Below are 26,081 nucleotides of genomic sequence, written 5' to 3'. Positions count from 1 at the left end.
ATCTGAGAGAAAATTGCATTTTCCCTCTTGCCTCATCCGGGCAGTGCCGCTAATATTCGTCCCCGTTGTCGCCGACAACACGTTGCGTTCATAGCTCAGTTGGTTAGAGCACCACCTTGACATGGTGGGGGTCGTTGGTTCGAGTCCAATTGAACGCACCATTCTGCGTCCGTAGCTCAGTTGGTTAGAGCACCACCTTGACATGGTGGGGGTCGGTGGTTCGAGTCCACTCGGACGCACCATTTCAGTCCTGAAATGGTGCAAATCCTCTCTTAGTATTCTGAATAATCCCAATTTCCTGATTTATTAATTCTTCACCTGCTACGCTTTTCTCATGAAAAAACGCAGGAATACCGTCGATGAAGAAAATCGCCATTATCGGTTCGGGTCCCACCGGGATATATACCTTTTTTGCTCTGCTGAATAACAAAACACCCCTCTCGATCTCCGTCTTTGAGCAGGAAAAGGAAGCCGGAGTTGGGATGCCATACAGCGTTGAGGATAATTCGCGCCTGATGCTGGCGAACATTGCGAGTATTGAAATCCCCCCCATCTTCATCACCTATCTCGACTGGCTTAAGACACAGAGTCAGACCCATCTCGCCCGGTATGGCGTTGATAAAACTTCACTGCATGACCGCCAGTTTTTACCGCGTATTTTACTGGGCGAGTATTTCCGCGATCGATTTTTAGCCATTGTCGCAGAGGCCAGAAAGCGTGGTTTTGAGGTGCAGGTATACGAATCAACCTGTGTGACCGATATCGATGCCCACGCAGACGGAGTCGCCCTTTCGGTAAACGATAAACCCTTCAGGGAGAGCGTGGACCTTGCCATCGTTGCCACCGGCCACGTCTGGCCCGACGATGATGAAGCCACCCGCGCCTACTTCCCAAGCCCATGGTCCGGGCTGATGGACGCGAAAATCCGTCCCTGCCGCGTCGGCATTATGGGCACCTCCCTGAGCGGACTGGATGCCGCCATGGCGGTGGTTATGCAGCACGGAACGTTTGTCGACGACCAGTTCAGGCTGGCGGAAAAAAGTCAGGGGCTGAAAATTACATTAATGTCGCGCACCGGGATCCTGCCGGAGGCCGATTTTTATTGCCCGATCCCGTATGAACCGCTCGCCATATTGACCCCCGCAGTCGCAGAGGCTGAAATCAAAAAAGGCGCTAACGGACTGCTCGACCGGATATTTGCTCTCATGGTGAAAGAGCTCAGGAATGCCGACCCGCAGTGGTGCGACGCAATTGCGCTTCACAGGCTGAATGCCGACACACTCCTTGATGCCTGGTTTGCCGATCGCAAAAAGCACGATCCGTTCTTATGGGCAGAAGACAACTTACAGGAGGTGGTGCGGAACAAACATGAAAAACGCACCGTCGCCTGGCGCTATACCGTCCTGCGGTTACACGACGTGGTGGGGGAAATTGTCCCTCACCTTAACGAGAAAGACAGTGAGCGTTTTAAAATGGGGCTGGCGCGGGTATTTATTGATAACTATGCCGCCATCCCGCCGCAGTCCATTCGCCGGTTACTGGCACTGCGAGAGGCGGGGATCATTAGCGTTCTGACACTTGGGAATGAGTACGAACTGAATATCGGCAATGACCATACGGTTATCACGACCCAGGACGACACCTGGCAATTCGATGTATTTATCGATGCGCGCGGACAAAAACCACTTAAAACCAAAGACCTGCCCTTCCCGACACTTCGTAAGCAGCTTCTGACTACAGGAGATGAAATACCGGACGTAGGAGAGGACTATACGTTGCAGGCGCCCGAATCGCAGTGCGGACGGGTAGCCTTTGGCGCAATCCCCTGGCTCATGCACGATCAGCCTTTTGTTCAGGGGCTGGCGGAATGCGCAGAGAGAGGAAAAGCGATGGCAAAAGCGGCAGAGAAACCCGCGTCCCGGCCACGCAGAAAAGTGTTTTTTGCGGAGAATTAACAGGGCGTCCCTGCCCTGATTAGCCGGATTATTCGAAGAACACTTCCGGGTTATCAGACAGGGACACGAAGGTTTTAGTCTCTTTATCCAGAGCGCGAATATCACCGCTTTCGATATCGTAAACCCAGCCATGCAGGCGAATAGAGTTATTGCGCAGACCGACCGCCACAGATGGATGCGTTTTGATGTTGCTCAGCTGCGCGAACACGTTTTCCTGCACCATCGCATTCACTTTTTCCGTGCCATCGGTCCAGGTTTTGTTTTCCACAACCGCTTTTGCTGCATCGGAATAACGCAACCAGTGGGATACCGCTGGCATAGGATCCAGGTTTGCGTTGTCGGCAATCGCTTTCATTGCGCCACAGTTGGAGTGGCCACAGATAACAATATCGGTCACACCCAGCGCTACTACCGCGTATTCGATCGTCGCAGACACACCGCCTGGTTCAGGCCCGAACGGCGGAACGATATTACCAGCATTTCGAATGACAAAGAGCTGTCCAGGTTCTTGTTGAGTCACCAGCTCTGGTACCAGACGACTATCGGAGCAGGAAATGAACAGCGCTTTGGGATTCTGGCTGGACGCTAAACTGCGGAAGAGTTCTTTACGTTGCGGGAAAACTTCTTTTTGAAAGCTCAGGAAACCTTCAATGATATGTTGCATAGCAATGTCTCTTTATCTGTTTTAGTTTAGGCGTGACAGTGATCACGTTCGTAAAGTTTAACTACCCCGCTTAACATCATACAAGAATTATATTGTTGGCCCGACCACATCGCCTGTCGCCACCCGGCATTTTGCACTTCGGGCTGTTCTGCCGCCCGTGGGATACATCCCCCCCTGTTTTTGCCCTATACTGTGCTGACCGCAAAAACTGAACAAAGCAGGTAAATGATGGAAATTGATCTCGACAATCTGGTGTTTAACGGACTGGATGAAGCCGAAGAGCGCAACGCTGAACGTCTGGATGACGCAGATAAAAAGGCTCAGGCTATTGTGGCTGACGATGACTGCGGCGACGCCTGCAAAATCTAATTACGCAATTGACCCGCACCGGATGCAACACCCCGTGCGGGTCAGCCGTTACAGCTTCAGGCTATCAATCGCCTGCTGAGCGCACGCTTCATCAAGATGGCCGCCCGGCGCACGATCGGTTGTCTTTTCAAGTGCCAGAATATGTGGGAATTTTTTACGCGGCGCGGTGATATCTTCATCGCCACTGAGGAGCGGCAGCACCGATTCGTTTTGCGTCAGCACGGCACCGTTCGAGGAATAGAGCGTCGAAAACTCGCGATCCTGCGTTTAATCAGGATAGTATTACTCATCGTGGTAACGGGTGTCGTCATTCAGACAGTCGACATTACCAGCTAACCCTTATTAGAACAAAAAAACAGTACCGTTACCCAATAACCGGGGGGGTTAACGTCCTCTTTTCCTCAGCACCCTTCGCACAGCTCATTCCAGTACATTTCGCGCTTTAGGCGCAATTCAGCGTGACGTTTGATCATGGAACCACTCCGGGTCTATGTTCGCGATATCCACGCCATACAGGCTGGCAACAGGCAGTATCGACTCAAGAACACGTTGCGCGCTGTTCTCCGCACTTGCTGATGAACCCGCAAAAAACCGCCGTAACGTGCTTATCCACTTTTTCATTGTCTTTACCCCTCGTTGCTGAACCTGCCTTAAGTTAAACACCCCTTTCCCGCGCAAGTGAAATATCAATATCGACTGTTGATGTGCAGTAAGTGCAAATAGAGCCCTTTCATTTACCTGACGATAACACCTTGTTCACTAATGCTTTTTCGTTAATTACAAAGCACGATTTCTTATTTGGCGATAGGGTTCACTTATGGGAGCGTGGAAGGACAAAACAAAACGATGAGATAACACTATGGCAGCTTACACAAAATTGGCACTGGCTCTGGGTTTACTGGCGGCAGGCGGCATTCTTTCTACACAGGCTCTGGCCGATCAACTGGCCGATATCAAGGCCGCAGGCGTGGTGAAAGTGGCCACCTTCGATGCCAACCCGCCGTTTGGCTCTATTGATGCTAAAACCCATGAAATTGTGGGCTACGACGTTGATTTCGCCAAAGCCCTGGCAAAAACGCTCGGCGTAAAGCTCGAGCTGGTTGCCACTAACCCGGCGAACCGCATCCCGCTGCTGCAGTCCGGTAAAGCGGATCTGATCGTGGCCGATATCACCATCACACCAGAGCGCGCGCAGGTTGTTGATTTCTCGACCCCCTATTTCGTGACCGGGCAGCAGTTCCTTGTACCGGCAAAATCCGCCGACAAGCTGGACGAATACAGCCGGGCGCGTATTGGGGCGGTGAAAGGCACCACCGGCGAGCAGACATTACACCAGCGTTTCCCGCAGTCTCGCGTGCTCTCTTATGACGATATCCCGCTGGCACTGACGGCGCTGCGTAATGGCAACGTCCAGGCGATCACCCAGGACAGCACCATTCTGGCCGGGCTGCTGGCACAGGCACCGGATAAAGCAAATTTCAAAATCCTGCCTGATTTGATAAGCAAAGAAGAGATTGGCGTCGGGGTGAAAAAAGGGGAAACCGCGCTGCTGAAAGTGGTTAACGATGAGCTGGTCGCTCTGGAGAAAAATGGCCAGGCCGCCAACATTTATGATGTATGGTTTGGCCCACAAACCCAATCCCCACAGCCTCGCGCCTTTAAAATAGAAGCTCAGTAATATGCTCTCAGGTTTATTTTCACGCTCCGCGGCCAGTGCCGCGGATTTTTCACATCTGGAACAGGCCAGCGTTGAGTTTCGTGACGTGGTAAAAAGCTACGGCGACCACCACGTGTTAAAAGGCATTGACCTCAGCATTACCCCTGGTGAAGTGGTTGCCATACTTGGCCCTTCCGGTTCCGGTAAATCCACCCTTATCCGTCTTATCAACCAGCTTGAATCCCTGAACGGCGGTGAGATCCTTATTGATAACAAACCTACCGGACACCTCACAGGGGCGGCGCTGCGTAAGCTGCGCAGCCGCGTTGGCTTCGTTTTCCAGCAATTCAATCTTTACGCCCATCTTACTGCCAGCCAGAACATCACCCTGGCGCTGGAGCATGTTCATGGCTGGAAACCGCAGCCCGCCGAAGAACGTGCCCTGGAGTTGCTGAACAACGTCGGGATGCTGGAAAAAGCGCACCACTTCCCTGCTGAGCTTTCCGGCGGCCAGCAACAGCGCGTAGCGATTGCGCGCGCACTGGCCTCATCACCCCAAATCATCCTCTTCGATGAACCCACCTCCGCGTTGGATCCGGAGATGATTGGCGAGGTGCTTTTTGTGATGAAAGCGCTGGCCCACAGCGGGATCACCATGATTGTAGTAACGCATGAAATGCAGTTCGCCCGTGAAATTGCCGACCGGATTGTCTTTATCGATGGGGGGCAAATTCTGGAAACTGCGCCACCGGAGCAGTTCTTTACTAAGCCGGCACATCCGCGCGCGCAGCGTTTCCTGCAAAAAGTGCTTAACCCGCTGCATCAGGAGCATCTGTAATGCCTGCGCTCGACTGGCACGGGGTGCTGACCGGGCAACCCCTGCAATGGATCGTCTCCGGTTTTCTTACCACACTGTGGGTCACGCTCGCCGGTGTGATCCTGGCAAGCCTTCTGGCACTCCTTTTTCTGCTGCTACGTCTTTCCGGTGGGCGCACCGGACATGCCATCGTCAGCAGTTGGGTTTCTCTGTTTCGTAATACGCCCTTGCTGGTGCAACTGCTGTTCTGGTATTTCGCCGCCTGGAACGGGCTGCCGCAGGCGTTTCGCGATCTGGTAAATGCCGATCACAGCTGGTCGATTTTGCCCGGCAACGTCTGGTGGTTCACGCCGGAATTCCTGTGTTCAGCCTGGGGACTGGGGGTTTTCACCTCGGCCTTTTTGATTGAAGAGGTGGAGTCCGGGTTACGCTCCGTCCCTGACGGGCAGCGGGAAGCCGCGCTGGCTCAGGGATTCTCAACCTGGCGGCTTTTTCGTTACATCCTCCTGCCGCAGGGGCTTGCTAACGCCTGGCAGCCCATCGTTGGGCAGTATCTCAATCTGATGAAGCTGTCATCGCTTGCCAGCGGGATTGGCTTCGCCGAGCTAACGTACCAGGTGCGGCAAATCGAGAGTTACAACGCACATGCGCTGGAGGCGTTTAGCGTGGGAACCGTGCTCTATCTGGTGACCGGGGTCGCCATTGGGTTGCTGCTCGCGAGAACCGGCCCGTCGATGAAAAAACGCACCCGCCGCCAGCGGGCTGCGACCACCAGCACAGGGAGTGAGAACGCATGATTACCGGGCTGAGTGTTATTACTGATAACCTGGATTATTTACTGTGGGGCCGTCTGGCGGCTGGTGAACCCGGCGGAGTGCTTCTGACACTGCTGATGGCGCTGGGTGCCGCCGCACTCGCGCTGCCGGGTGGCATCGGGCTGGCGTGTCTCGCCTGGCGTTTTCCGGGGGTGGTACGCAACACGCTCTTTTTGTGGGCAGAGCTTATCCGCGGTATCCCGCTTATCTTTGTTATTTTCTGGATGTGGTATCTCTTGCCGCTGATAACCGGTGCGGATTTACCCGGCGCAATGACCGTCACCCTGGCGCTGGCGTGGTTTAGCGCGGCGGCAGTGATGCATTCGGTGCTGTCGGGGCTGAGCGCATTGCCCGCCGGGCAGTATGAAGCGGCACTGACGCAGGGATTTAGCACGGGGCAGACGCTGTGGCGGATTTTATTGCCGCAGGTTTTACGCAATATTCTGCCGTCACTGCTGGGTATTTTTATCAGCCTGCTGAAAGACACGTCCCTGGCCTTTATTGTGAACGTGCCTGAACTGACCACCGTGGCGGGGCAAGTGAACAACCGGGTGCAGATTTACCCGGCCGCCATTTTTATCTTTACGGGTGTGGTTTATTACCTGCTCTGCTGCTCCCTTGAGCTGCTCGCAAAACGCTGGCGCGTTACCCGGCCAGCGCTTTAACCACCGTTTCCATTGCCTGAGTGGTCAACTCGCTACGCTTGACGCGCTGGTTCGCCAGCGCGGTACGCAGCACCCCGGCAATAACAATATGTTTCGGCTCTTGTCCTAAATCACGCATCTCAAGCACGACCTTCCCTACCACCCGGCACATTTCCTGATAAAGCGCGTCGTCTTTGGTCACATTGCCCATTGCTCTCACTCCATTGCTCTAAAGGCTCAGCTTAAATGATTCGTCGGCGGGATACAAAAAAGAAGCCCGGCGAGAAACTCGCCGGGCTTCATCTGTGAAATCAAATAATTAGTTGTTTACCGGAATAACCGCGCCTTTGTATTTGGTGCGGATCCAGTCCTGAATTTCTTTGGAATGCAGCACGTTCACCAGCGCCACGATATCTTTCTTCTTCTCGTCACCACGGTGTACCGTAATGATATTGGCATACGGGTTATTTTCACCGCTCTCTACCGCGATTGGATCGTGAACCGGGTCCAGACCCGCGTCAATGGCGTAGTTCGCGTTGATAACCACCGCAGCACCTTCGTCGTTGTTGTACATCTGCGGTAACAGAGACGCTTCTACGTTAGGTGTGAATTGCAGTTTTTTCGGGTTCTCAACGATATCGCTGATGCGTGCCGTCACTTTGTCGATACCTGGCTTGAGCTTAATCACCCCCTCTTTTTCGAAGATGGAGAGAATACGGCCTTCTTCAGACACTGCATCACGCATGATGATTTTGCCACCTTCCGGCAGATCTTTCAGGGACTTGTATTTTTTGGAGTAAATACCGATTGGCTCGATATGGATAGCACCTGCGCTGACAAAATCGTAATCCTTGTCGCCCGCATGATCTTTGAGCACGCTGTTCAGATAAGGAATGTGCTGGAAGTAGTTCGCATCAATGTCGTGCCCTGCCAGCGCCGTATTTGGCAGGATGTAATCCTGGAACGGTTTAATCTCCAGGTCGATACCTTGCTTTGCCAGAATCGGCTTCGCCTGCTCCAGAATTTCGGCATGCGGGGTGTTGGACGCGCCCACGGTCAGGGTATCAGCCCACGAGGCGAAGCTCAGGGCACTCAGGGTTGCTGCGGCGATCAGAGTCAGTGTTTTTTTCATGATGATGGTTCCTGTGTGTTGTTATTAGCGTTTGTCTAAAAGTGATGTAAGGATGTCGCCGCAGAACTGGATAATGAAAACGATGATCAAAATGGTCACCGTTGCCACCAGCGTGACGTCACCGTGGTTGCGCTGGAATCCTTCCAGATAAGCCAGATTTCCCAAACCACCGGCGCCAATCACCCCTGCCATTGCGCTGTAACTCACCAGCGCAATCAGCGTCACCGTAATACCTGATACCAGTGCAGGTGATGATTCCGGCAGTAAAACCCGAAAAACTAACGTGCTCAGCCGTGCGCCCATCGAGCGCGTGGCCTCAATGACCCCTTTGTCCACTTCACGCAAGGCAATCTCTACCAGACGCGCGTAAAACGGTGCCGCGCCCACAATCAGGGCGGGTAGCGCGGCGTTCGCGCCAAGAATGGTGCCGACGATGGTCTTGGTGAACGGGATCAACAAAACAATCAGTATGATGAACGGGATTGAGCGGAACACGTTCACCACAATCGAAATCACGCTGTAGACCGTCCGGTTCTGGAATAGCCCGCCGCGTGCGGTCAGGAACAACGCCAGGCCAAGCACAATGCCCAGCACAAAGGTCGCAACACCCGAAAGCGCAGTCATGTACAACGTTTCCTGCGTTGCCGCCCAGAGCTGGTCCCATTTCAGATGGGGGTGCAGATTTTCAGCCATGTTTAATTACCTCGCCTTCAATATCGCTTTGCTTCAGGTCGGCGAGGATATTGTTCAGTTGTTCGTCAGATGCCACCACGTGTACCCATAACTGGCCAAAAACACCGTGGGCGGTTTGCGTCATTTTCCCGTGCAGAATGTTAAACGGCAGGCCGTAGCGTAACGTCAGCTCACCGACCACCGGCTTGTGCGTGCTGTGCCCGGTGAACGTCAGTCGGATCACCGTCCCTTCCAGATCGCTTGCCAGCTCGGTATTAAATGTCTCTTCTTCCGCATACTGGCTCACCTGGCGCACAAACTGTTGGGTGATCGGTTGCTGCGGATGGGTAAAGACACTCAACACGTCCCCTTCTTCCACCACGTTGCCGTTTTCCATCACCGCCACACGGTCACAGATTTTGCGCACCACATGCATTTCGTGGGTGATCAACACGATGGTCAGTTTGAATCGGCGATTAATGTCCAGCAGCAGATCGAGGATCTGATCGGTGGTCTGCGGGTCGAGTGCAGACGTTGCCTCGTCGCACAGCAATACGTCAGGGTTGTTTGCCAGCGCACGCGCAATACCTACACGCTGTTTTTGCCCGCCGCTCAGCTGTGACGGATAGGCATTCTCACGACCTTTCAGCCCCACCAGCTCTACCAGTTCAGCCACTCGCGCTTTGATGTTGGCTTTTGGCACGCCCGCAATTTGCATTGAGAAGGCGATGTTCTCGTTCACCGTGCGCGACCACAGCAGGTTGAAGTGCTGGAAAACCATACTGATTTTCAGGCGAGCCTGGCGCAGCGCCTCACCTTTTGCAGCCGAGATATCCTGCCCGTTGATGGTCACGCTGCCGGTGCTGGGTTTTTCCAGGCCGTTCAGCAGGCGGATCAGGGTACTTTTGCCTGCGCCGCTGTAACCAATGATTCCGTAAATCTGTCCCTGTTCAACCGTCAAATTGACGTTATCAACGGCAGTGAGCGCCACCTTCCCGTTGTCAAAAATCTTCGAAATATTCCTGAGAACTATCATTCTTCTTCGTTATCCGTTACGCATATAGCGGTTTAGCAGTATGGATGTCCAAATGATAGTAATCAGCGATTATCCGCTTTTAAATGACCAAAAAAGAATTTGTTATAACCAAAAGAAATAAAAGGCGGATTTACTGGGCGGGAAGCAAATAGCTCAATTTCAGCAATGATTATCTGCCAGATGCATATATCACGGCCCTGAGAGAGATAATTTGCTCATTTTTACAGCATTTTATGCCGGTATAGCCATCCTCACTTCCAGACCACTTTACGTCTTGCTAGCTATACTGCCGAAATAGTCATTAATATTACTTTTCGTTCTAAAAGGCAGTTAAACGTTCTTTATCGGTAAATTTTCGCCGCACTATCATCTCGCCATGACCTTCATACAGGAAAAAACCATGGCGATTTATCACTCTGTCACTGAACTGATAGGCCGTACTCCGCTTATTCAGTTGCACAAGCTCAATACCGGTCCTTGCGCCTTGTTTCTGAAGCTGGAAAACCAGAACCCGGGTGGCTCTATCAAAGATCGCGTTGCGTTATCGATGATTAACGAAGCAGAGCGCAACGGCCTGCTACAGCCCGGCGGGACGATTATTGAGGCCACCGCTGGCAATACCGGGCTTGGCCTTGCGTTAATTGCCGCACAAAAAGGCTACTCGCTGATCCTCGTGGTTCCCGACAAAATGAGCCGCGAGAAGATTTTCCACCTGCGGGCGTTGGGCGCACAGGTGGTGCTGACGCGTTCAGACGTTAATAAAGGCCATCCGGCTTATTATCAGGATTACGCGCAGCGCCTGGCGAACGAACTTCCCGGCGCGTTTTACATCGATCAGTTTAATAATGACGCCAACCCGCTGGCTCACCGCACCACCACGGCCCCGGAGCTGTATGAACAACTTGATGGCGATATCGACGCCATTGTAGTTGGCGTGGGCTCCGGCGGCACGCTGGGCGGCCTTCAGGCGTGGTTTGCTGAACATTCTCCCCATACCGAATTTGTACTCGCCGATCCCGCTGGCTCAGTTCTGGCCGATCAGGTCGAAACCGGGCGTTATCATGATGCAGGCTCGTGGCTGGTCGAGGGAATTGGGGAAGACTTTATTCCCCCGCTGGCCCATATCGAAGGCGTTAATCGCGCCTGGCGTATTACTGACCGCGAAGCTTTCGCTACCGCCCGCGAGCTGCTGAAAACAGAAGGCATTCTGGCGGGCTCTTCCAGCGGGACTCTGCTGGCGGCGGCGCTGAAATATTGCCAGGCGCAAACAACCCCCAAACGCGTGGTGACGTTCGCCTGCGACAGCGGGAATAAGTATCTGTCGAAGATGTTCAACGACGACTGGATGCGCCAGCAGGGGCTTATCTCTCGCCCGCAGGCAGGCGATCTCTCTGACTACATCGCCCTGCGCCATGATGAAGGCGCCACGGTGACCGCCGCGCCGGATGACACGCTCTCCACCGTGCTGGCACGAATGCGTCTGTACGACATCTCACAACTCCCGGTGCTGGATGACGGCAAGGTCGTCGGCATCATCGATGAGTGGGATCTGCTGCGCCACATCGGCGGTGACGGCGACCGTTTCGCCCTCCCCGTCACCGATGCCATGACGCGTCAGGTGGAGTTTCTGGATAAACGCGCCCCGGAAAGCGCACTGAACACGATTTTCGATCGTGGGCTGGTGGCGGTCATTAATGATAACGATCGCTTTCTGGGTCTGATTACGCGCAGCGACGTTCTCACCGCCTGGCGCAACCGTCTGCAAAAATAAAGGAAGAGACAATGACAAATTTAGCCACCCTCAGCGTTCACAGCGGTGAATTTAACGACCAGCACGGTGCAGTGATGCCACCGATTTACGCTACTTCGACGTTTGCGCAACCGTCACCGGGTGAACATACCGGCTACGAATATTCCCGCAGTGGCAATCCAACCCGTCACGCCCTTGAAACCGCCATTGCCACGCTGGAAAGCGGCACCCGCGGTTACGCCTTCGCATCCGGTCTGGCGGCTATCGCCACGGTGCTGGAATTGCTGGATAAAGACAGTCACATCGTTGCTATTGATGATGTCTATGGCGGGACGTACCGCCTGTTTGAAAATGTGCGCAAACGCAGCACCGGGTTGCAGGTCAGCTGGGTTAAGCCGGGCGACGTGGTGGCGCTGGAAGCCGCAATCCGGCCCGACACGCGTATGGTGTGGGTCGAAACGCCGACGAATCCCTTGCTGAAGCTGGCCGATCTGGCCGCCATTGCGGATATCGCCCGTCGCCATCACCTTATCAGCGTAGCCGACAACACGTTTGCTTCGCCGGTGATCCACCGCCCGCTGGAGTCGGGGTTTGATATCGTGGTGCACTCCGCAACCAAATACCTGAACGGCCATTCGGATGTGGTTGCCGGGGTAGCCGTTGTGGGCGACAACCCGGAACTGGCCGATAAACTGGGCTATCTGCAAAATGCGGTGGGCGGTGTACTCGATCCGTTCAGCAGTTTCCTCACGCTGCGAGGAATTCGTACCCTTTCACTGCGCGTGGAAAAGCACAGTGCCAACGCCCTGGCGATTGCGCAATGGCTGGAGCACCACCCGCAGGTGGAAAAAGTGTGGTTCCCTTGGCTTGAGTCCCATCCGCAGTATCAGCTCGCGCGCCGGCAGATGGCCCTGCCCGGTGGCATGATTTCGGTGGTGGTAAAAGGAGATGCGCAACGGGCGACGGAGATCATCCGCAAGCTGAAACTGTTTACCCTGGCGGAAAGCCTGGGCGGCGTTGAAAGCCTGGTCAGCCAGCCTTACAGCATGACCCATGCCTCTATTCCGCCCGAGCAACGACGGGCAAACGGCATTGTGCCGCAGCTGATCCGTCTTTCTGTGGGTATTGAAGATGTGCAGGATTTGATTGCCGACCTGGATCAGGCGCTAAAAATTTGAGCTAAATGCGGCGGGTGACGAGCCTGCCGCCATAAGTTGTCATTATGCTTTAACGCCTTGATAACAATCTTATGTGAATCTGCACAGATTATTTTTGAAACGCTGTTTTCATTTTCCTTTTATCAGAAAATCAGCGTATAATGCGCGCCTAATCCCTGGTGAATGGTTTCAGCGCTTGGAATACAAAAAACAACGTACAACTTTTCCTCTCCTCCGTTGGGCTGACACTCAGGCACACTTTCTTCTGCACGCTCATTTGATGTCTCCTATCCTTAGTGCGTGTCATATACTCTTTTGCAACACAGGTTTGGCTCCGCGGCGGTGCGCCCCCGGAGCGAGATTTCCATATCCTTCCCAACTTAAAGACTAAGACTGTCATGAAAAAGACGAAAATTGTTTGCACCATCGGCCCGAAAACCGAATCTGAAGAGATGCTGACCAAAATGCTGGACGCCGGCATGAACGTTATGCGTCTGAACTTCTCCCACGGTGACTATGCTGAACACGGTCAGCGTATCCAGAACTTGCGCAACGTGATGAGCAAGACCGGTAAAAAAGCCGCTATCCTGCTCGATACCAAAGGTCCTGAAATCCGTACCATCAAACTGGAAGGCGGTAACGACGTCTCTCTGAAAGCTGGCCAGACCTTCACCTTCACCACTGACAAGTCTGTTGTCGGCAACAACGAAATCGTTGCTGTGACCTATGAAGGCTTCACCAGCGATCTGTCCGTCGGTAACACCGTTCTGGTGGACGATGGTCTGATCGGTATGGAAGTTACCGCTATCGAAGGTAACAAGGTTATCTGTAAAGTGCTGAACAACGGCGACCTGGGTGAAAACAAAGGCGTTAACCTGCCAGGCGTTTCCATCGCGCTGCCAGCACTGGCTGAAAAAGACAAGCAAGACCTGATCTTCGGTTGCGAACAAGGCGTTGATTTCGTTGCAGCGTCCTTTATCCGTAAACGTTCCGACGTGGTTGAAATCCGTGAGCACCTGAAAGCGCACGGCGGCGAGAAGATCCAGATCATCTCCAAAATCGAAAACCAGGAAGGTCTGAACAACTTCGACGAAATTCTCGAAGCGTCTGACGGTATCATGGTTGCTCGTGGTGACCTGGGTGTTGAGATCCCGGTTGAAGAAGTTATCTTCGCGCAGAAGATGATGATCGAGAAGTGTGTTCGCGCGCGTAAAGTGGTTATCACTGCAACGCAGATGCTGGACTCCATGATCAAAAACCCACGCCCAACCCGCGCTGAAGCAGGCGACGTGGCGAACGCCATCCTGGACGGTACTGACGCAGTAATGCTGTCTGGCGAATCCGCTAAAGGTAAATATCCGCTGGAAGCCGTGAGCATCATGGCCACCATCTGTGAACGTACCGACCGCGTGATGACCAGCCGTCTGGATTACAACAACGACAGCCGTAAACTGCGCATCACTGAAGCAGTGTGCCGTGGTGCGGTAGAAACTGCTGAGAAACTGGAAGCACCACTGATTGTGGTTGCGACCCAGGGCGGTAAATCTGCCCGTGCTATCCGTAAATACTTCCCGGATGCCACCATTCTGGCCCTGACCACCAACGAAACCACTGCTCGTCAGCTGGTACTGAGCAAAGGTGTTGTTCCTCACCTGGTGAAAGAGATCGCGTCTACAGACGATTTCTACCGTCTGGGTAAAGAAGTGGCGCTGCAACTCGTTGAACGCGGCCTGGCACAGAAAGGCGACGTTGTGGTGATGGTTTCTGGTGCTCTGGTACCAGCTGGTACAACCAACACTGCATCTGTTCACGTACTGTAATAATTCTCGAACGAATTAATTTTTGATAAAAGCGCCCTTCGGGGCGCTTTTTTTATTCCAGGCATTAGCCAGATTTATTCAAAAAGCAAATCGGGTTTTTCTATTTAATAGCGAATTATCTAAGATGAATCCGATGAAAAATGCCTTTTTTAACATAGCTTTTTCGACAAAAATGCCGAATTCGTTGCTTCTTTGAGCGAACGATCAAAAATAGGCGTATTCCCATCAAAAAAATATTCTCAACCTAAAAAACTTTGTGTAATACTTGTAACGCTACATGGAGATTAACTCAATCTAGAGGGTATTAATAATGAATCGTACTAAACTGGTACTGGGCGCGGTAATCCTGGGTTCTACTCTGCTGGCTGGTTGCTCCAGCAACGCTAAAATCGATCAGCTGTCTTCTGACGTTCAGACTCTGAACGCTAAAGTTGACCAGCTGAGCAACGACGTGAACGCAATGCGTTCCGACGTTCAGGCTGCTAAAGACGACGCAGCTCGCGCTAACCAGCGTCTGGATAACCAGGCTACTAAATACCGTAAGTAATAGTACCTGTTAATAAAATGGCGCACATTGTGCGCCATTTTTTTTGCCTTCACATTCCTACTGCGTAACCTTCTCACCCTCGCCTTCTGATACCGCCGCAGACACCCGGCTGTTCTGTACCGATAACACCGCATTATTCGCTGACGGACCATTGCCAGCTGACACCACCACAGGTATCCCCGCGCGGCGCGATAACGCTTTGTTGATGAGCCCTTTATCACTCCCGGACTGAGTGACAAAAGAGGCAAAGTCTGTTGAGTGGTTAATTGGCGTTGTCTGTGGGTTCTCCCCTTCTTGCTGCGCCAGAGGACGGTGGACTTCGACGTAACGTCTGCCATCAGGTTCAACGGAGTATTTCACCGGCTCGTTGATGATCTGCACACGCGTACCGACGCGCGCCTGTTCAAACAACGCCTTAATATCCGGCGCGTTCATGCGCATACACCCGGAACTGACCCGCAACCCTACACTGTCGGGCGCACTGGTCCCGTGAATGAGATATTCCCCATGCCCCACACCTAAACGCAGTGCAAAGCGTCCTAACGGGTTATTTGGCCCTGCGGGGACTACCGGGGGCAGTTTAATACCCTGCGCCAGTGAGCGCGCTCTGATGCCGGGTGTAGGTGTCCAGGTTGGATTAGGGATTTTCTGACTCACGCGCGTAGTGGTAACCGGGGTTTCCAGACCCAGTTGCCCAATGCCCAGCGGGAAAACCTGAACAATGTTTTCACCTGGAGGGAAGTAGTAAAGCCGTAGCTCAGCCAGGTTCACGACAATGCCTTCGCGCGGCGTGTCTGGCAGTAGCATCTGTGAGGGGATCGTAATTACGGTTCCCGGCGCAGGATTAACCGGGGCTATCGTATTATTGGTTTCGAGGATCAACTGTGCAGCCGTATTAAATCGTCGGGCAATGGCCTGAAGTTTATTGTCCCCTTCCTGAATGGTGTAGGTTTGATTTTGACCAATAAGTCTACTGCCGACAGGCGGCAATGGATAATCAACCGCCCAGGCCGAATTAAGCGCACCGAGCGAACCGAGGAGTAATAGAGTAATAATAGACGCGCGCTTCATGCTGAGATTCCTTATTCACTGGCAGAAAGCCAGAAAGCTGAAAAACCAGCGAGGCGGGAACCACCTCGCGAAACAGAATGAATGCTGTCTGTTAAGTCTAGCTAATGATTGACGCTTTGGAGCGAATTGCGCGAATCATCGCTTCGAGTCCCTGAGAACGGGACGGGGTGAGGTGTTGTGTCAGCGCCATTTTTTCAAACCACGGGCGCACGTCAAAAGTGACAATATCCTGTGCTGACATCTGGTGATAAAGAATAAACACCACCGCGATAAGCCCCTTCACAATGGCCGCATCGCTGTCGCCCTGCAATTCAATTACGCCAGCATCGTTCTGGCGCATGACGATCCACACCTGGCTCTGGCAGCCCTGAATACTGTTTTGTGGGTTATGCTCTTCCTCACCGAGTGGGGGCAAACGCTGCCCCAGCTCGATAATATAGAGATATTTCTCTTCCCAGTTTGCACAACGCCCAAAGTTACGCAGCAGTTTATCTCTGTCCGGCAAATCGGCCATCTCTTGCCTCTCCGTTATCCAAGCAGCTGGTGGATACGTTTAAGTCCCGCCACCAGTCTGTCGACCTCTTCCATTGTGTTATACATCATCAGCGATGCCCGGCACATCGCCGGCACCTGGTAAAATGCCATCAGCGGCATGGCACAATGATGCCCGGTACGCACGGCCACGCCGTAATTATCCAGGAAACTGCCCACATCGTAGGCATGGTGTTTACCCAGATTAAAGGCAATCACCCCTTTCCTGTCGGCCGGGCCGTATAAGACCAGATCCGGTACACTGGAAAGCTCCTGTAAGGCGTAGTGCATCAGCACCTGTTCGTACTCCTGAATGGCATCAAGACCAATCGAGGAGATATACGCAATCGCCGCCCCAAGGCCGATAATCCCGCCCGTATTAGGCGTGCCCGCCTCAAAGCGCCACGGCGCACGTGTGTAAGTGGTACCTTCCGTCAGACTGACGGTGGCAATCATTGACCCGCCCCCTTCCCAGGGTGGCATAGCCTGCAAAATCGCGTCTTTGACATACAGCACGCCGATGCCGGTTGGCCCGTAGAGCTTATGCCCGGAAAAAACGTAGAAATCGCAATCCAGCGCCTGCACGTCAATGGCGTGGTGCATCACGGCCTGCGCGCCATCAACCAGCACTTTCGCACCTACCTGATGCGCTTTTTCGATAATCTCCGCCACCGGGTTTTCGGTCCCCAGGACGTTAGATACTTGCGTGACAGCCACCAGCCGGGTGCGTTCATCAAGCAACACGTCGAGTTGCGCCAGCTGTAGGGTGCCATCCTTGTTCAACGGGATCACGCGCAGCTGTGCGCCTGTGCGCTCGCAGAGCATCTGCCAGGGAACGATATTCGCGTGATGTTCCATCTGGGTAATGATGATGTTATCCCCGGCGTGGACCTGTGCGCTGCCCCAGCTGTTCGCCACCAGGTTTATCCCTTCGGTGGTGCCGCGCACAAATACCAGCTCTTCCGGCGAGCGCGCATTGAGGAACGCCGCCACCTGGGTGCGCACGTTTTCCATGCTCTGCGTTGCCTCAGCGCTGAGCGTATGAATACCGCGATGCACGGCGGCATAGCCGTGGCGGTAGAACTCCGCTTCAGCGTCAATCACCTGATTCGGTTTCTGAGCGCTGGCAGCACTGTCGAGATAGGCCAGCGGCAGACCGTTCACTTCACGGGTCAGAACCGGAAAATCCGCCCGTACTTTCTCTACGGGAAAACTCATGCTTCGCCTCCAGGCAGACGCTGACCAATACGCTCCAGCACCTGCTGTTTTAACGCGTTATCACGCAGCGCTTCCGTCAGTTCTGCCGCAAACGCGTAAATAATCATCTTCTGCGCCGCCTGTTTGTCGATCCCACGCGAGCGCAGATAGAACATCTGTTCATCGTCAATACGGCCAACCGTGGCGCCGTGGCTGCACTTCACATCGTCGGCGTAGATCTCAAGCTGCGGTTTGGTATCCACTTCCGCCAGGCGCCCTAACAGCAGGTTGTTGTTGGTCATCTGCCCGTCAGTTTTGATGGCGTGTTGCGCCACGTTAATCAAGCCGTTAAATACCGCGCGGCCTTTATCGCTGACGATGGTTTTATGCAGCTGGCGGCTGTTGCAGTAGCCTTTGTTGTGCTCAAGCCAGGTGCGGGTATCGCACACTTCCGATTTAACCGGCATCGCCAGACTATTAATGCGAAGCGTAGTGTTTTCACCATTCAGCTGCGTGCTGGTGTTGTGGCGCAGTACTGCGCCGCCCAACAGGAAGCCGTGGCTATATGCCGCCGCATCGGCTCCCAGCAGAATATCGTTATGGGCAAAGTGGTGGCTGGCCGGGTTTTCAAACGCCAGCTTGATATGGTGAAGTTGCGCATTTGCCGCCACGTTCATCGTCAGGCGTGCGCCGGTAAAGTGCGGCGCGTCATTCAGGCTAACGTAGTGTTCGATGATCGTCGCCTCCGCCCCTTCGGCCAGTTCAAGATGGTGGCGATAATGCGCAGTGTTGATCTCTTCGCCCGGCAGCCCCTGAGTGATATGCATCAACAGCAACGGCTTCGCCGGGCGCTGGTTACGTTTTACGCGGATCTGCGTGACACTCTGCGCCAGGCTTTCGGTAAGGTGCAGGAACACCTCCGGCTGTACCGGCACCGCGAGCGGCTGGCGGTCGTTATTCACGGTTATCTCAAAGCCGCTGTTCTGTGTATCGTCACTCAGTTCCGGGTGGAAGCGCCCGTCAACAAATACCAGACGCACTGCCGCCACGCTCAGCGCCAGCAGATCGCACTGAGCCTTGCTGACATCCGCCAGACGGGTCACGAACTGGCCGTTCAGCAATCCGTCGAGCGGGGTGTATTTCCAGTTTTCATGCTTACGCGTCGGCAATCCCAGGCGCAGCATCTGTTGAAGGTGCTGTTGGGCATGTTCAGAGCGCGAGTCGCCCTGCGCTTCAAACAGGCGATGCCACTGCTGTAGCGCGTTACTGCTGTTCGGTAAGCCAGCCATAGCCCTGCTCCTCCAGTTGTTTGACCAGCGTAAAATCGCCGGATTTCACAATGCGCCCTTGCCAGAGCACATGGACGTAATCCGGTTTGATGTAGTCAAGAATTCGCTGGTAGTGCGTGACGATAATGAACGAACGTTTACCGTCGCGCAGGGAGTTTACGCCGTCAGCCACAATCTTCAGGGCATCGATATCCAGACCAGAATCGGTTTCATCGAGAATGCACAGTTCCGGCTCCAGCACCGCCATTTGCAGAATATCGTTACGCTTTTTCTCACCGCCGGAGAAGCCGACGTTCACAGAGCGGGTCAGGAGATCTTCCGGCATTTTCAGCAGCTTGATTTTTTCTTCCATCAGATCCTGGAAGTCAAATCGGTCGAGCGCCTCCAGCCCACGGTATTTACGCACCGCATTGAGCGCCGTTTGCAGGAAGAACTGGTTACTGACGCCAGGGATTTCTACCGGGTACTGGAAGGCCATAAAGATGCCCTCTCCCGCGCGGTCTTCCGGTGACATCTCGAGCAAATCTTTGCCGTTAAACTCGACAGAACCACGGGTGACTTCGTAATCTTCACGTCCTGCCAGCGTCGCTGAAAGCGTACTTTTCCCGGAGCCGTTTGGCCCCATGATGGCGTGAACTTCTCCCGGTTTGACGTCAAAATTGAGGCCACGCAGGATCTCTTTGTCTTCAACGCTTACCTGTAAATCTTTAATGCTTAACATGTGCTTTCCTTAACCGACGCTGTGTTCAAGACTAATGGCGAGGAGTTTTTGGGCTTCAACGGCAAATTCCAGCGGCAGTTCAGAGAACACATCCTTACAGAAGCCGTTAACAATCATTGATATCGCATCTTCTTCACTGATCCCGCGTTGCAGGCAGTAGAAGAGCTGATCTTCACCAATACGCGATGTGGTCGCTTCATGCTCCAGCTGGGCGCTGTTGTTACGGCATTCCACGTACGGGAAGGTATGTGCGCCGCTATCCGGGCCAATCAGCATTGAGTCACACTGGGTAAAGTTACGGGCGTTGGTGGCCGTAGGCATGATTTTCACCAGCCCGCGATAGCTGTTCTGGCTGTGCCCGGCGGAGATCCCTTTCGAGATAATCGTTGATTTGGTGTTTTTACCAATGTGGATCATCTTGGTGCCGGTATCCGCCTGCTGGCGTCCGCTGGTGAGCGCCACAGAATAAAACTCACCGATGGAGTTATCCCCACGCAGAATGCAGCTTGGGTACTTCCAGGTGATCGCAGAGCCGGTTTCCGACTGGGTCCAGGACATTTTGCTGTTTTCGCCTTCGCACAGCGCGCGCTTGGTGACGAAGTTCAGGATGCCGCCGGTGTTACCATCGCCCGGGAACCAGTTTTGCACGGTGGAGTATTTCACTTCGGCGTCTTTGTGGATGATGACTTCCACCACTGCCGCGTGCAGCTGATAGCTGTCACGAACCGGAGCAGAACAGCCTTCGATGTAGCTGACGTAGCTTCCCTCATCGGCAATCAGGATCGTGCGTTCGAACTGGCCGGTTTTTTCGGCGTTGATGCGGAAATAGGTCGACAGCTCCATCGGGCAGCGCACGCCTTTTGGCACGTAAATAAAGGTACCATCGGACGCTACCGCAGCGTTGAGCGCGGCAAAAAAGTTATCGTTACCCGGTACAACCGTCCCCAGGTACTTCTTCACCAGATCGGGGTGTTCGTGGATGGCTTCGCCAAACGAGCAGAAAATAATGCCCTGCCCGGCCAGCTTTTCACGGTAGGTGGTGGCAACTGAAACGGAGTCAAAAATGGCATCAACCGCCACCTCTTTACCTTCCCGCACCGGCACGCCCAGCTGATTAAATGCCTCTTCGACTTCTTTGCTCAGGAAGCTGTTCTCGGCACCGGTTTGCTGTACGGCTCCCGGCTGCGAGGCGCAGGTATCATCACAACTGCCGCAGGATGGCGCGGAGTAGTAGCTGTAATCCTGATAGTTCAGCTTGTCATAGTGCGCTTTTAGCCAGTGTGGCTCTTCCATTTCAAGCCAGGCACGGAAAGCATTCAGACGGAACTCAAGCATCCACTCCGGCTCATTACGCTTGGCCGAAATCGCGCGGATGACATCTTCATTGATGCCTTTTGCCAGTTCATCTGTTTGCAGGTGGGTGAAGAACCCCTCTTTATAGTTGAGGTGCCCGCCGCTCCAGGTGTTGACATCATCAGTTGCTTCAGTATTACGAGACATAGTACCGCCTATACGCCAAAGCTTTCGCCGCAGCCGCATTCGTTCTGGGCTTTCGGGTTATGAAATTTAAAGAGCTGGTTTAACCCTTCGCGAACGTAGTCGACTTCAGTTCCGTCAATAAAGGGCATGGCCTGTAGCGCGACATACAGTTTCGCGCCATCGGTTTCAAATACCAGGTCGTCTTTTGCGGGTTCCGTGACGGTATCCAGCACGTAGCCGAAGCCTGCACAACCGGTCTGCTTAACGCCTAAGCGCACGCCGAGGATCCCGGTTTGTTTAGCCACCAGCTCGTGAATATGTGCCGCAGCCGCTGGCGTTAGCGTTAAACCACGCCAGGCAAAGTCGGCAGGATTGAAGGTTTCTGAATGCAATTCCATAGGTCCACCTCATGTATTGAGCCACCAGGGCATAACATCATGTTAGTGATAACGATTATCACTTCAACCCCCTGACAGCAGGGGCTTTCCGCTAAATCGCCCTTTTTGGCTACTTTTATTAAGCATAGACCCTGTTGCGACAGGCCGGAGGGATGGATTTAATTGTTCAATACATTGATAAATAATGCATTTAACATTCTAAATAGACGTACAGGTGGGAATGAAGAAATATGTATCGAAAATACCTATTTATAGGATAGATTTTTTAATTTCTACTAAATCAGTCGATTACATTAAAATCAGCAACTTAAGATTTTGGGGATGCGGACAATATCGGACAATTTATCGCTCCCCAATTTACCCCCACGTAGTTCCTTCCAGTTCCTGCCACCATGGCGGCCCGGTGTAGGAGGCTCGCGCGACCACAGCTACAGCAGAAAGCAGCATCAGGTCGGTCATTCCGGCATGCCGCGACAGAAAATACAGGATAGTTTGTTGGTGAGGCATTTTATTCTGTCCATAAACAAGCCTCGGCAGATACCGAGGCTTGTTATTGTTCGCTTTTTAAAGCCCACTTTCCGCTGCGGCCTTTTCCCGGGCAATAGCTCCGGTATTGAAAATTGGGTGCTCGTGATTGTTCGTTACGTCACGAACGCGGTAGATTTTCCATGCATCATTTTCACGACGAAGAAAAACTTCAAGGTGTATGCTTCTCCCGTCACCCGCCCCCTCAATGACCTGGACCACTTCACCGTTTAAAAATGGCCTTGCGTTTTCTACTCGTAACGCAGCTACCCATTCACGAGAGTAATCCTGGGTATACGTAAAATAGTCAGACTCTATTAACTCCTGTTCAGAGATTTCCTGAATGGCATCAATGCGAGCAATAGTATCAGCAGAAACATATTTACGTAGTTCGTCGGCAGGGTAAAGCCTGGTTTCATCGCTGCCGAATACGGAAAGATAGGATTTATAAAATGATTCAGTAGCGTCTTTTGCGCCCTGATCTTGATTGGCAGCTGAAGTGCATCCCACCAGCAAAATAACGAATGATAAAAATATCCTTTTCATCAACGCATCCTGTAAATTTTAATGGGTGGTTGCATTTTTCTGTACCCAGGCCCCGGATACATGCTTTTTTGAACAAAGTCTGAAATCCACTGCATGCCATCATACATGGTCATATGACCTATGCCATTTCCGCCGGGATAAGGCTGTATCACAGCCACATCGCCAGAAATTAAAGTTGAACCGGGCGGCAGTTCACTGAATCCAGCACGTAATAATTCCGCCCCATAATCTTTTGCATAATCTGTGTTCGGTACCTTAACACCTCCAGCCAGGATGGCCAGGCGGGTAAACTTAGCACATTCACTATGAGATCGCCCCAGAGCGTGTGAACGGAGATACGAAACTGCGGCTTCTTTATTCCAACTCATTCTTAGTTCCTTTAAGTAAGTAAGAGCGGAATTATCACGTTAACCATTAAAGTGCTGTGGGATTAAAAATGCTGTTCTGAATAATTAGATCGCGATATGACTGGGGCTCTGATGCAATGCATCTTTATGAATATCCGGGGGGACTATTGCGCATGACCAAAGAAAGCCCAGTTGATATTGTTCACGCTCATTTCGCCATAGACGGAGGGGTGCTCCGTCTCCTGTAATCAAAGCAGGCTAAATATAATCGCCGGGATAGTCATATCTTTGGTGTACTCCGCCAGAGCCTCGGTATTCTCCCGGAAATGCTGCAACATCCTATCCACCGCGTCTGATTCATCCTTTGCCTCGGTATCAAACGGCAATCTATGAAATCCTTCGGCCTTAAGACTTTTTGCGCGTTCGGCGGTGAGTGTCTTTTTCTCATAAACATTGACAGCAATATCATTCATATAGAACAGCCAGGTTTTCATCGTGTTTTCCTTACGCCTTATCCGGTCAGAACCCTTTCTGCACATCAGATTATTCATCATATCCGAAATGATTTTTACCCAATAGCTCCTGGAATTTAGCTGACGAATCATCGTCAGATTTGACGAATTCACTGCCGACGACAGACCCGACATCGAAATAAATGCCCGTATGACAACCTTTTCAGATTTGGCACGGATCCTGCTAATCACGCTAACGGGACTGGGCTAACCAGTTAAACATCTCTTCATTTATTAACAGGTCTGTTATTGATGAAAAAAATCGCAAGCGTCTGCCCTTACTGTGGTGCAGGCTGCAAATTAAACCTTGTCGTTGAAAATAACCGCATTATCCGTGCCGAAGCCGCCGATGGCGTAACAAACCAGGGCACGCTGTGTCTGAAAGGCTTTTACGGCTGGGATTTCCTTAACGACACCCGTCTGCTGACTCCTCGCTTAACGCAACCGATGATCCGCTACCATAAAGGAGAAGCGTTCACCCCCGTTACCTGGGAAGAAGCCATTCGCTACACCGCCAACAAACTGAAAAGCATTAAAGAACAGTTCGGCCCACGGTCGATCATGACTACCGGTTCCTCTCGCGGGACAGGCAATGAGACGAACTACGTGATGCAAAAATTTGCCCGGGCGGTGCTTAACACCAACAACGTAGACTGCTGCGCGCGCGTCTGCCACGGCCCTTCCGTTGCAGGCCTACAGGAGACGCTTGGCAATGGCGCCATGAGCAACTCCATCAACGATATTGAAAACTCAAAATGCCTGCTGGTCTTTGGCTATAACTGCGCCGACTCGCATCCGATTGTGGCAAGACGCGTGCTTAAAGCGCGTGAAAATGGCGCGAAAATTATTGTCTGCGATCCGCGCCGTATCGAAACCGCGCGCATTGCCGATCAGCATCTACAGCTGAAAAACGGCAGTAATATGGCGCTGGTAAACGCCTTCGGCTATGTACTTCTGGAAGAGGAGTTGTACGACAAAAACTATGTTGCGCGTTTTACCGAAGGGCTGGATGCCTACCGCGAGGCGGTAAAAGATTACGCTCCAGAGAATGTCGAACATCTGACCGGCATTGCCGCCAGCGACGTTCGCCAGGCAATGCGTACTTTCGCGGCAGCACCGTCTGCCACCGTTATGTGGGGGATGGGCGTCACCCAGTTTGGGCAGGCCGTCGATGTGGTTAAAGGGCTTTCCAGCCTCGCCCTGCTGACCGGTAATCTGGGGCGCCCGGCGGTCGGCGTCGGCCCGGTGCGCGGGCAGAACAATGTTCAGGGTGCGTGCGATATGGGTGTGCTGCCTAACATGTTCCCGGGTTATCAGGATGTCACCGATACTGCGGTCCGGCAAAAATTTGCCGATGCCTGGCACATCGATGTCAACCAGATGGATGACCGCGTGGGGACACGCATAACGGAAGTTCCGCACCTTGCGCTGGAAGGCAAGATCAAGGCCTATTACATCATGGGGGAAGATCCACTCCAGACGGAGGCCGATCTTGGTCTGGTGCGTCAGGGGTTTGAGGCGCTAGATTTTGTGGTGGTACAGGACATTTTCATGACCAAAACCGCCGAAGTGGCTGACGTGCTGCTTCCGGCGACCTCCTGGGGCGAGCACGGCGGCGTATTTACCTGCGCTGACCGTGGCTTCCAGCGATTCGGCAAAGCCATTGAAGCCCGCGGCAACGTGAAGCGCGACTGGGAAATCATCAGCCTGCTTGCCACCGAAATGGGCTTCCCGATGCACTATACGTCTGACCAGCAGATCTGGGATGAGATGCGCGAGCTGTGCCCACTGTTCTATGGCGTGACGTACGAAAAAATGGGCGAGATGGGTCATGTCCAGTGGCCGTGTCCAACCCTGGAACATCCCGGCACGCCTTATCTGTATAAAGACAATCAGTTCGACACACCAACCGGCAAGGGGCAGCTTTTTGCGACCGCGTGGCGTCAACCGGCCGAAATTCCTGATGCGGAATATCCTCTGGTGCTCTGCACGGTAAGGGAAGTTGGCCACTACTCCTGTCGCTCAATGACCGGTAACTGTGCCGCACTGCAAAGCCTGGCCGACGAGCCTGGTCGCGTGCAGTTAAACCCGGCAGATGCCGACACGCTGGGCATCCGCGACGGCCAACTGGTTTGGGTGCGCTCGCGCAGGGGGAAAGTGATTACCCGTGCCAGCATCAGTGAGCGCATCAATACCGGTGCGGTTTACATGACGTATCAATGGTGGATTGGCGCCTGTAACGAACTGACGCAGGATAACCTCGACCCAATATCCAAAACGCCGGAAACGAAATATTGCGCGGTACAGATTGAGGCCATTGAGGACCAGCGCTGGGCGGAGGATTATGCGGCGTCGGCCTATCAGACCATGAAAACGCGGTTACTAGATGCGGTGAATATTTAACAACATTGCCGGGTGGTATTTATGCCT

Annotated in this window: 29 protein-coding genes and 2 tRNA genes; 13 read left to right on the top strand and 18 right to left on the bottom strand. The window is 53.1% G+C overall.

Translation table 11 applies throughout. The annotated features are described in order from the left end of the window. Positions 1-84: 84 nt before the first annotated feature. The 3 genes from HV107_RS21530 to HV107_RS21520 all read left to right on the top strand — a co-directional run bounded on the left by HV107_RS21530 (position 85) and on the right by HV107_RS21520 (position 1,955). Positions 85-161, top strand: a tRNA-Val gene (locus HV107_RS21530). Between the two features lie 4 nt (positions 162-165). Beyond that, a tRNA-Val gene (locus tag HV107_RS21525) sits at positions 166-242 on the top strand. 117 nt (positions 243-359) lie between these two features. Next, positions 360-1,955, top strand: coding sequence for an FAD-NAD(P)-binding protein (locus HV107_RS21520; RefSeq protein ID WP_182060759.1), 1,596 nt, complete (start codon positions 360-362; stop codon positions 1,953-1,955). A 28-nt stretch (positions 1,956-1,983) separates the two neighbouring features. Here the strand turns inward: HV107_RS21520 and HV107_RS21515 are convergent, their stop codons facing one another. Further along, positions 1,984-2,619: a carbonic anhydrase gene (locus HV107_RS21515; protein ID WP_182060758.1), complete on the bottom strand. Its 636-nt coding sequence runs from the start codon at positions 2,617-2,619 to the stop codon at positions 1,984-1,986. 228 nt (positions 2,620-2,847) lie between these two features. Here HV107_RS21515 and HV107_RS21510 point away from each other — a divergent pair, with 228 nt between their 5' ends. After that, complete coding sequence (locus HV107_RS21510) at positions 2,848-2,988, top strand: hypothetical protein (RefSeq protein ID WP_003857665.1); 141 nt, start codon at positions 2,848-2,850, stop codon at positions 2,986-2,988. A 48-nt stretch (positions 2,989-3,036) separates the two neighbouring features. On the opposite strand, the gene HV107_RS27405 is transcribed toward HV107_RS21510, so the two are convergent. After that, positions 3,037-3,210 carry a hypothetical protein gene (locus HV107_RS27405; RefSeq protein WP_259349651.1) on the bottom strand — a complete coding sequence of 58 codons (174 nt, stop codon included), beginning with the start codon at positions 3,208-3,210 and terminating at the stop codon, positions 3,037-3,039. Positions 3,211-3,441: 231 nt separating this feature from the next. Then, a complete protein-coding gene (locus HV107_RS21495) occupies positions 3,442-3,609 on the bottom strand; it encodes a hypothetical protein (protein ID WP_182060757.1) in 168 nt (55 codons plus the stop codon). Positions 3,610-3,847: 238 nt separating this feature from the next. On the opposite strand from HV107_RS21495, the gene HV107_RS21490 reads away from it, so the two are divergent. The 4 genes from HV107_RS21490 to HV107_RS21475 are packed head-to-tail and all read left to right on the top strand — an operon-like array spanning position 3,848 to position 6,942. Beyond that, the gene (locus tag HV107_RS21490) at positions 3,848-4,666 is read left to right on the top strand and encodes an ABC transporter substrate-binding protein (RefSeq protein ID WP_182060756.1); all 819 of its coding nucleotides are present in this window, start codon (positions 3,848-3,850) and stop codon (positions 4,664-4,666) included. A gap of 1 nt (position 4,667) precedes the next feature. Beyond that, entirely contained in the window at positions 4,668-5,483 is an 816-nt protein-coding gene (locus HV107_RS21485) for an amino acid ABC transporter ATP-binding protein (RefSeq protein WP_182060755.1), read from the top strand. Then, positions 5,483-6,259: an amino acid ABC transporter permease gene (locus HV107_RS21480; RefSeq protein ID WP_182060754.1), complete on the top strand. Its 777-nt coding sequence runs from the start codon at positions 5,483-5,485 to the stop codon at positions 6,257-6,259. The genes HV107_RS21485 and HV107_RS21480 overlap by 1 nt, the downstream gene beginning before the upstream one ends. After that, positions 6,256-6,942, top strand: coding sequence for an amino acid ABC transporter permease (locus HV107_RS21475; protein WP_182060753.1), 687 nt, complete (start codon positions 6,256-6,258; stop codon positions 6,940-6,942). The genes HV107_RS21480 and HV107_RS21475 overlap by 4 nt, the downstream gene beginning before the upstream one ends. Here HV107_RS21475 and fumD read toward each other — a convergent pair. From fumD to HV107_RS21455, 4 genes are all read right to left on the bottom strand, one after another. Further along, complete coding sequence (gene fumD, locus HV107_RS21470) at positions 6,923-7,132, bottom strand: fumarate hydratase FumD (RefSeq protein ID WP_014069945.1); 210 nt, start codon at positions 7,130-7,132, stop codon at positions 6,923-6,925. The genes HV107_RS21475 and fumD overlap by 20 nt on opposite strands. Positions 7,133-7,240: 108 nt before the next feature. Next, positions 7,241-8,053 carry a MetQ/NlpA family ABC transporter substrate-binding protein gene (locus tag HV107_RS21465; RefSeq protein ID WP_003857677.1) on the bottom strand — a complete coding sequence of 271 codons (813 nt, stop codon included), beginning with the start codon at positions 8,051-8,053 and terminating at the stop codon, positions 7,241-7,243. Between the two features lie 24 nt (positions 8,054-8,077). Next, complete coding sequence (locus HV107_RS21460) at positions 8,078-8,746, bottom strand: methionine ABC transporter permease (protein WP_182060752.1); 669 nt, start codon at positions 8,744-8,746, stop codon at positions 8,078-8,080. Beyond that, complete coding sequence (locus tag HV107_RS21455) at positions 8,739-9,761, bottom strand: methionine ABC transporter ATP-binding protein (protein WP_182060751.1); 1,023 nt, start codon at positions 9,759-9,761, stop codon at positions 8,739-8,741. The genes HV107_RS21460 and HV107_RS21455 overlap by 8 nt, the downstream gene beginning before the upstream one ends. A gap of 400 nt (positions 9,762-10,161) precedes the next feature. On the opposite strand from HV107_RS21455, the gene HV107_RS21450 reads away from it, so the two are divergent. The 4 genes from HV107_RS21450 (at position 10,162) to lpp (ending at position 15,035) form a co-directional block, all read left to right on the top strand. Then, the gene (locus tag HV107_RS21450) at positions 10,162-11,532 is read left to right on the top strand and encodes a cystathionine beta-synthase (RefSeq protein WP_182060750.1); all 1,371 of its coding nucleotides are present in this window, start codon (positions 10,162-10,164) and stop codon (positions 11,530-11,532) included. A gap of 11 nt (positions 11,533-11,543) precedes the next feature. Further along, on the top strand, positions 11,544-12,689 hold the full coding sequence (locus tag HV107_RS21445) for a PLP-dependent aspartate aminotransferase family protein (RefSeq protein ID WP_182060749.1): 1,146 nt from the start codon (positions 11,544-11,546) through the stop codon (positions 12,687-12,689). A 377-nt stretch (positions 12,690-13,066) separates the two neighbouring features. Then, complete coding sequence (gene pykF, locus HV107_RS21440; protein WP_182060748.1) at positions 13,067-14,488, top strand: pyruvate kinase PykF; 1,422 nt, start codon at positions 13,067-13,069, stop codon at positions 14,486-14,488. A 310-nt stretch (positions 14,489-14,798) separates the two neighbouring features. After that, positions 14,799-15,035, top strand: coding sequence for a murein lipoprotein Lpp (gene lpp, locus HV107_RS21435; RefSeq protein WP_001082307.1), 237 nt, complete (start codon positions 14,799-14,801; stop codon positions 15,033-15,035). 57 nt (positions 15,036-15,092) lie between these two features. Here the strand turns inward: lpp and HV107_RS21430 are convergent, their stop codons facing one another. The 11 genes from HV107_RS21430 to HV107_RS21380 form a co-directional block, all read right to left on the bottom strand. Further along, a complete protein-coding gene (locus HV107_RS21430; RefSeq protein ID WP_182060747.1) occupies positions 15,093-16,106 on the bottom strand; it encodes a L,D-transpeptidase family protein in 1,014 nt (337 codons plus the stop codon). Between the two features lie 97 nt (positions 16,107-16,203). After that, positions 16,204-16,620 carry a cysteine desulfuration protein SufE gene (gene sufE, locus HV107_RS21425; protein ID WP_182060746.1) on the bottom strand — a complete coding sequence of 139 codons (417 nt, stop codon included), beginning with the start codon at positions 16,618-16,620 and terminating at the stop codon, positions 16,204-16,206. Between the two features lie 14 nt (positions 16,621-16,634). Next, on the bottom strand, positions 16,635-17,855 hold the full coding sequence (sufS, locus tag HV107_RS21420; RefSeq protein WP_182060745.1) for a cysteine desulfurase SufS: 1,221 nt from the start codon (positions 17,853-17,855) through the stop codon (positions 16,635-16,637). Next, the gene (sufD, locus tag HV107_RS21415) at positions 17,852-19,123 is read right to left on the bottom strand and encodes a Fe-S cluster assembly protein SufD (RefSeq protein WP_182060744.1); all 1,272 of its coding nucleotides are present in this window, start codon (positions 19,121-19,123) and stop codon (positions 17,852-17,854) included. Before sufD ends, sufS begins: the two co-directional genes overlap by 4 nt. Further along, complete coding sequence (gene sufC / locus HV107_RS21410) at positions 19,098-19,844, bottom strand: Fe-S cluster assembly ATPase SufC (RefSeq protein WP_182060743.1); 747 nt, start codon at positions 19,842-19,844, stop codon at positions 19,098-19,100. The genes sufD and sufC overlap by 26 nt, the downstream gene beginning before the upstream one ends. 9 nt (positions 19,845-19,853) lie before the next feature. Then, positions 19,854-21,344, bottom strand: coding sequence for a Fe-S cluster assembly protein SufB (gene sufB, locus HV107_RS21405; RefSeq protein ID WP_182060742.1), 1,491 nt, complete (start codon positions 21,342-21,344; stop codon positions 19,854-19,856). Positions 21,345-21,352: 8 nt separating this feature from the next. Next, positions 21,353-21,721 carry a Fe-S cluster assembly scaffold SufA gene (sufA, locus tag HV107_RS21400; RefSeq protein WP_182060741.1) on the bottom strand — a complete coding sequence of 123 codons (369 nt, stop codon included), beginning with the start codon at positions 21,719-21,721 and terminating at the stop codon, positions 21,353-21,355. Positions 21,722-22,078: 357 nt separating this feature from the next. Continuing rightward, a complete protein-coding gene (locus HV107_RS21395) occupies positions 22,079-22,228 on the bottom strand; it encodes a hypothetical protein (RefSeq protein ID WP_182060740.1) in 150 nt (49 codons plus the stop codon). A 57-nt stretch (positions 22,229-22,285) separates the two neighbouring features. Then, the gene (locus HV107_RS21390; protein WP_182060739.1) at positions 22,286-22,792 is read right to left on the bottom strand and encodes a YbjP/YqhG family protein; all 507 of its coding nucleotides are present in this window, start codon (positions 22,790-22,792) and stop codon (positions 22,286-22,288) included. Beyond that, a complete protein-coding gene (locus HV107_RS21385; RefSeq protein ID WP_182060738.1) occupies positions 22,792-23,160 on the bottom strand; it encodes a hypothetical protein in 369 nt (122 codons plus the stop codon). Before HV107_RS21385 ends, HV107_RS21390 begins: the two co-directional genes overlap by 1 nt. 227 nt (positions 23,161-23,387) lie before the next feature. Continuing rightward, positions 23,388-23,633, bottom strand: coding sequence for a hypothetical protein (locus HV107_RS21380; protein ID WP_182060737.1), 246 nt, complete (start codon positions 23,631-23,633; stop codon positions 23,388-23,390). 270 nt (positions 23,634-23,903) lie between these two features. Between HV107_RS21380 and fdhF the strand changes: the two genes are divergently transcribed. Then, positions 23,904-26,054: a formate dehydrogenase subunit alpha gene (gene fdhF / locus HV107_RS21375; protein WP_182060736.1), complete on the top strand. Its 2,151-nt coding sequence runs from the start codon at positions 23,904-23,906 to the stop codon at positions 26,052-26,054. Positions 26,055-26,081: the final 27 nt, after the last annotated feature.

The sequence above is a fragment of the Enterobacter sp. RHBSTW-00175 genome (genome assembly GCF_013927005.1).
GTDB lineage: Bacteria > Pseudomonadota > Gammaproteobacteria > Enterobacterales > Enterobacteriaceae > Enterobacter.
The sequence above is the reverse complement of the archived record's forward strand: the minus strand, read 5'-3'. Positions and strand labels throughout refer to the sequence as shown.